Raw genomic sequence first — 5,935 nt, forward strand, 5'->3', positions numbered from 1 at the left:
GAAAAGGGCGTTACCTTGTTGCAAAGTGCAGCACGGCAAGGGCAACCTGAAGCCGTCAAGTTATACAATACATTGCAGGCTAAAGCACAGCAGCTCAATGTTGTTCAAACGCCATCAGTACAAACAGCCACAACAGCCATTAAATACTATGATACATCCAAGCTTGAACCTAAGAACTTTAAGCAAGTTGTACTCCCTAACCTAAGTACAGATACCGTTGCTCGAAGTTTTTATAAAGTGACATCATCCAGAGAAAGAGAAAAAGATGATTACTGGGGAAGTGGCAAATACTACTATGTTAATAAGCCTAGCGACTTGGACGATCTCACAGACGCTGTGATCAGTATCGCGCCTATTTTTACTTACCAGAATATGCAGGGGGAAGCCCGTTATTTAGTCCCTGTCGAAGTGACTTTAGCAATCGAAGGCAGGATAGAAACTTCACATGCTACACGAGGCACTTTGGAATTATATCTCTTTAAAAAATTGGACAATGGACAATTCCAAATGATTTCAAAAACACCCCAAGGGGGAGTTGAAAGTATTGAGGGATATGGTCGAACCTCATGGAACGCCCAAGAATTTAGAAAGAACTTACAAGCTTTTGGAAACAATACACTAGGAAGCTATACCATTGATGGTTATTACGGCAATGGTTATGGGGAAAGCGTATGGTCACTTCTTCTGTTAAATGAAGAAGGCTATATTGTTGAACAAATGTTCGAAGAAGGAAAAGTTTCAGAACAACCAGAGTATGGCTATTCTTCAGCAATCCAAGTCAACAAAAATGGACAACCATTTTATCCATTCCAGATTCATTATCAGGGAACGGATATGAATGATAATAATCGGATGGTTAAAGTAAATAAAATTGTACCTTATCAGTATGATAGTAAGAATAAGTTTTATTCGAAGCTGAAATAACACTCTTAAATTAGAATAGCTATATTGATGTCTATCCTCCTTTTTCTGGGTATTAGTAATTGGAGGATATTATGAGATAAACCAATGTACATTTAAAAAGTTATTGACTTGATTTTAAAGTGGAGACGGAGAAATCTAAAATTCAGCTTCAAGGCGGCAATACCAAAAGAGATATGGGTTTTGAGCGGCAAATTAAGATCAGGCATTTCTTATTTGAAAGTTTGATTGCTGGCTATGTGAATTCTTCAATTTTTTAGTGGAATAGGCTGAAAATGATGTAGAAATTTCAGTCGAATGGTTTGAACTAGCTTACCACCAAGTTTACGAAAAACACTTACCAAAAATTCATTTTGCAGATAGGGAGAAAAACCCCATGAATGCGTTCACAGGTCAAACTTTTCAAATGAATCAACTTATTAGTATTAAAAAGGTTATAGAATTTACAGGTGTAAGTCGTTCGACCATATATGAAGCGATGGATGAAAACTCGCCTTACTATGATCCAACGTTTCCTAAGAAAATCACGATCTCGCAAAAAACGTATTGCTTGGTCAGCTTGGGAAATTAATCAATGGATTGAGGCTATGTTAGCTAGTCTAGATTAGGGGAGCATTTGCCTCCCTATTTTTTCTAATTCCATTTTTTTTGTTAAAAATATATAAAATAGAGTTATATCACGAAGCCAGCTTTGAGGTGAGAGGTAAAGAGAGTCAGGGCATTATTGAGGAGTTTTGCTGATTATTTTAGTTGTTGACCTAATGTTCCCAACATGGATTGAATATACAATTGTTCAGGAAAAACAATATAGCTTGCATCAGAATTCATTTTTTTTTGAAGATATGCAGGTAGAACATATTTTTCGAACTTCGCAGAGCTAAAAAAACTTTGAATTGTATTAAATGGAATAGAGGACTCTGCAAGTGATTCTGACCAAATAACTAAATTACTATCTGAAAAGCCAGTGTTCCAAACAAGATGAATATGTTTGTTATCGTCTTGTTGAAGGCAACGTTCTATTTCAAGAATAATATCTATTCTTTCAACATGAGTTAGGTTCTGGGCTCTGAAACTTAATAAAATATATAAATCAGTAGGCATTGAAAGGGTAAAGAGATGAGAAAACATAATTTTTATAAATTCAAAAGATTAGACTGAAAATATCTTACTATGGTATACGAGGGTGTTCATCAAGGCATAATTTTTGAACGTCATTTTGTGTCGTTTAAAAAGCTCAATTAAAGATTTTTTTAGCTAATATATGATTTTTTTTGTCAATCAAAACACTATTAGTATTAGGTATTTTCAAATAAATGATTAAACGAAACTTTTGGTACAAAGAGAAAGATGAATATTTCCAAGTCACTCAAGCTGACTTACCAACTATAAATAAGTCTTTAGTTGTTCTAGGTGAAGCAGGTATGGGAAAATCTTGCCTGCTTGAGTGGTTAGGAAGCTTGGATAATTTTGCATATTGTACTGCTCGACAGTTACTCTATCGTCATAAACCTAATTCTTTGTTAAATAATAAAAAAGTTCTTGTAATCGATGCTTTGGATGAATTGAGTTCATCTAAGGATGGAGATGGTATCGATTTAGTTTTACAAAAATTGGGAGAACTTGATTATCCACAGTTTGTTTTGTCTTGTCGTGTAGCAGATTGGCGTAGTGCTACTGGTATAGTAGCAATTAAAGAACAATATAATATTGAACCACTAGAACTTCATTTAAATCCTTTCTCTCAAAGTGATATGCATGATTTCTTAAGTGAAAAAATAGGAAATGAGCAAGCGCTGAATGTTGTGAACCATTTTGTGAACCTCGGCTTAGAAGGGCTATTGGGTAATCCACAAACATTAAATTTGATTTCAGAAGTTGCTAGATCGACTCAACTACCTGAGACATTAACTCAACTATTCGATCATGCAGTTAATTTATTAAGAATTGAACATTCTGAACAGAAGAAAGAAAGACAACTATCTAAAGAAACTGAACTTGAAGTAACAGGAGCTGCATTTGGAATTTTAATACTGTCAGCAAATGAAGCTATTACTAGGAAGCCTCTTCACAAAGTTGATGATGGGGAATTGCCAATCAGTGAAATAAAAAGTCTTACAAATGGGCAGTATATTGAAAATGTAATTGGTTCTCGCTTATTTAAAGCGAATGGTGTTGAACGCTTTACCTACCTACATCGTAGAGTAGGAGAGTTTTTAGGTGCTAAATGGCTAATTAAACATGCAAATACCAGCCGTAAAAGAAAACGTCTTTTATCTTTTTTTCATGCATATGAGCTTGTTCCTGCAAATTTACGTGGTATGCACGCATGGTTAATTATGGAGCCTACTTTAGCTTCCGATGTAATTAAATTCGATCCAATTGGAATATTAGAGTATGGGGATGTCGATAATCTTTCAATAGAGCAAGCTAAAGTTTTATTGTCTAGTGTAGAAAGATTAGCGGAAAATAATCCTAGATTTTATAAACGAAATAGCTATCAGATTCGGGCTTTCACTACACCAGTTATTTTAAGCCACATTAAAGATATTCTTTTAAATTATGAAATTTCTTTTACGTTTAGAATTTTTTTACTTGAATCTATTCAGTCATTTCAATTACCAGCTTATTTCATTGAAGTTTTAAAGAAGTTAGTTTTAGAGACTCAGGTCGAGTATGCGATTCGTAAAGCTGCTGGTGAAACATTAGCAATACAAAAGCAACGAATAGATTGGGAAGAAATTTATATTAGTCTCTCTAGATTTAATGATGAATCATCATTTCGACTAGCTTTAGAGCTACTACAAGATATTGGATATAACAGAATTGATAGTAAGCTAATAGCCACTTTAGCTTTTTTATACTTAAAAACTGCAGAAACTGTTTCGGGACCACTTTGGTTCATCGAAATTGATCTACCTGATGGTCAAATAGAAAAATTTCTTGATACTTTTGTAGAACATTTAAAGTCAGAAGAACACCAATTTCAACATGATGAAAGATATGAAATAAAGAATCTTCTATCTTATTTAATATTAAGAGTTCTCAATTTTAAAGAAATTCCAGTTGAAAAATTATGGAGATGGCTTGAAGAATTTGATTATAGCTATGGTTACAATAATGAAAAAATAAAAGAATTAGAAAATTTTTTCCGAACCAATGATTTATTAAGACAAAAAATACAGAGCTTTGTGCTTCTTGGACTTACTAATGAGAAGCTTATAGGCCAACGATCTAGAAATCTTTCACAAGCATCATTAGGTCTTATACCGAATGAAAACGATGTTATTTTATTATTAGAAAATATGTTTTTAACTAATCCTCTGGATGAGCGTTGGAAAGAAATTGTTTACTTAGTACAACATGATGGTGAGATAGGTCAGGAGGTTCGTAACATAGCACTGCCTTTTACTAGGGGGAACGCACAAGATAAAATATGGTTAGAGCAAATTTCTATTAGAAAATTGGATGATTGGGCAATTAAAGAAGATTTGCGTACACAAAAACAAGAAAAGAAAAAACAAGTACTGCAAGCTGAACAACAGAAATTTTATCATCAAAATAGCGAATTATTGCGTAATGGTAATTATGAGGTCATTTTGGCTCCAGCAAAAGCGTATTTAAAAATGTTTAGTGATATCGATAGTAAACCCGCACCTTACCAGTGTATTACAGCGTGGCTAGGGAGTGAAATATCAAATATTTGTATGGAAGGATTTGAAAACTTTCTAACGAATAATGCACCCAAAGTAAGGGCCGAAGATATTCTAGAAATTAGAAAAGAAAGTAGGATTTATAATGAATGTTTTATCCTCATTGTCGCACTAGCAGAGCGTGTTCGAAAAAATATTGGCTTAAATGATTTACCTGATGAGCGCTTATTTGCTGGTTATTTTACATTAATGAATTGTCGATATGACCAAGAGGTGAAAATTCCTGAAGTATTCGAAGAAATTGAAAATGAGTTGCTCAGACGTGGTTGTTTAGAAGAAGCACTACAATTATTTTATGAACCACTATTTCAAAGCAGATTTGCTGATATTCATGGTTTATATAATGTTATGAATGGAGCAAAATATAAAAGTTTCAATATTGAATTAGCTAAAAGATGGATGAAGCAATTCCCATTGATTGCACTTAAGCCAGAATCGGAGTTAATAGATAGTTTGCTTTATGCAGGCCAGTTTGATTTTCTCAAAAAATCTCTATCACAACGTACAAAACTGGAAAATATTGAACAGAGGCAAAATTGGATTGGTATAGGCCTAATTATAGATTTTGAAGAAACGATTAAACAATTTCATAAAGAGTTATTTGATAGAGATTTTATTTGGACTATTAGAGATAGGTTAAATGGAAAATATCGAGAAAATAAAGCTAACCTTCAACTAAGTGTTAATTTTTTAGAATGGATAATGACTACATTTCGATATGAATATCCTGATGCAGGTCATCCTGGTGGAGTGTATTCAGGGGATAGGCAACCTTGGGATGCTGCTGACTTCCTTAAGGGGATTGTTGCTCAGTTAGCTAAAAATCCTAGTGATAAAGCCTCTAGAGCATTAGAGCGACTTAAGCATGCTGAGCAAGATAGTTATACAGATTTAATTAAAACTTTACAGTATGAACAAAAGCAAATACGAGTTGAGAGTTTATATACTCCTCCTACAATTGAACAAATTAAAGCGATTTCAGAAGATTTACTCCCTCAGTCCATCTCTGATTTACAAGCTTTTATTCTAGAAGAACTAGCTGTAGTTCAAGCCAAAATCAGAAGTGATGATGCAGAGTCTTGGCGTGGTTTTTATGATGATAATGCTAAACCATACGCCAATCTCAACTTAAAATAAGATTTTCGAATTGAATTGGTGAATGACCAAGCTTTTTATTTAGCACCACACAAATTGTATGCGACAGAATTTTACGAGTTATGCGGTGGGTTAAATGCCATAGATCTTTTGCCCTCACTTTCTGAATGTGAAAGCGATCTGTTAATTGACCAATCACTGTTTCAATG

3 protein-coding genes and 2 pseudogenes are annotated in these 5,935 nt (G+C 33.8%); 3 read left to right on the plus strand and 2 right to left on the minus strand.

The window, feature by feature from the left end:
* Both HMPREF0023_RS16975 and HMPREF0023_RS15100 read left to right on the plus strand, forming a co-directional pair.
* A partial coding sequence (locus HMPREF0023_RS16975; protein ID WP_008942498.1) for a hypothetical protein occupies window positions 1-924 on the plus strand: 924 nt, incomplete at its 5' end.
* 373 nt (window positions 925-1,297) lie between these two features.
* Window positions 1,298-1,529 (plus strand): annotated as a pseudogene (locus HMPREF0023_RS15100) (helix-turn-helix transcriptional regulator).
* Window positions 1,530-1,662: 133 nt separating this feature from the next.
* Here the strand turns inward: HMPREF0023_RS15100 and HMPREF0023_RS15105 are convergent.
* Window positions 1,663-2,049, minus strand: coding sequence for a hypothetical protein (locus tag HMPREF0023_RS15105; RefSeq protein ID WP_017396758.1), 387 nt, complete (start codon window positions 2,047-2,049; stop codon window positions 1,663-1,665).
* A 185-nt stretch (window positions 2,050-2,234) separates the two neighbouring features.
* Between HMPREF0023_RS15105 and HMPREF0023_RS15110 the strand changes: the two genes are divergently transcribed.
* Entirely contained in the window at window positions 2,235-5,768 is a 3,534-nt protein-coding gene (locus HMPREF0023_RS15110) for an NACHT domain-containing protein (protein ID WP_008942502.1), read from the plus strand.
* Here the strand turns inward: HMPREF0023_RS15110 and HMPREF0023_RS15115 are convergent.
* Window positions 5,755-5,935, minus strand: a pseudogene (locus HMPREF0023_RS15115) (IS982 family transposase); the annotation flags it as partial. The gene HMPREF0023_RS15110 and the pseudogene HMPREF0023_RS15115 sit on opposite strands and share 14 nt — an antisense overlap.

Source organism: Acinetobacter sp. ATCC 27244 (assembly GCF_000156555.1).
GTDB lineage: Bacteria > Pseudomonadota > Gammaproteobacteria > Pseudomonadales > Moraxellaceae > Acinetobacter > Acinetobacter haemolyticus.

What these genes read in the sequence shown, in the direction of transcription:
- HMPREF0023_RS15110 (WP_008942502.1), top strand. Translation starts at nt 2,235, where the DNA reads ATGATTAAACGAAACTTTTGGTACAAAGAGAAAGATGAATATTTCCAA.
- HMPREF0023_RS15105 (WP_017396758.1), bottom strand. Translation starts at nt 2,049, where the DNA reads ATGTTTTCTCATCTCTTTACCCTTTCAATGCCTACTGATTTATATATT.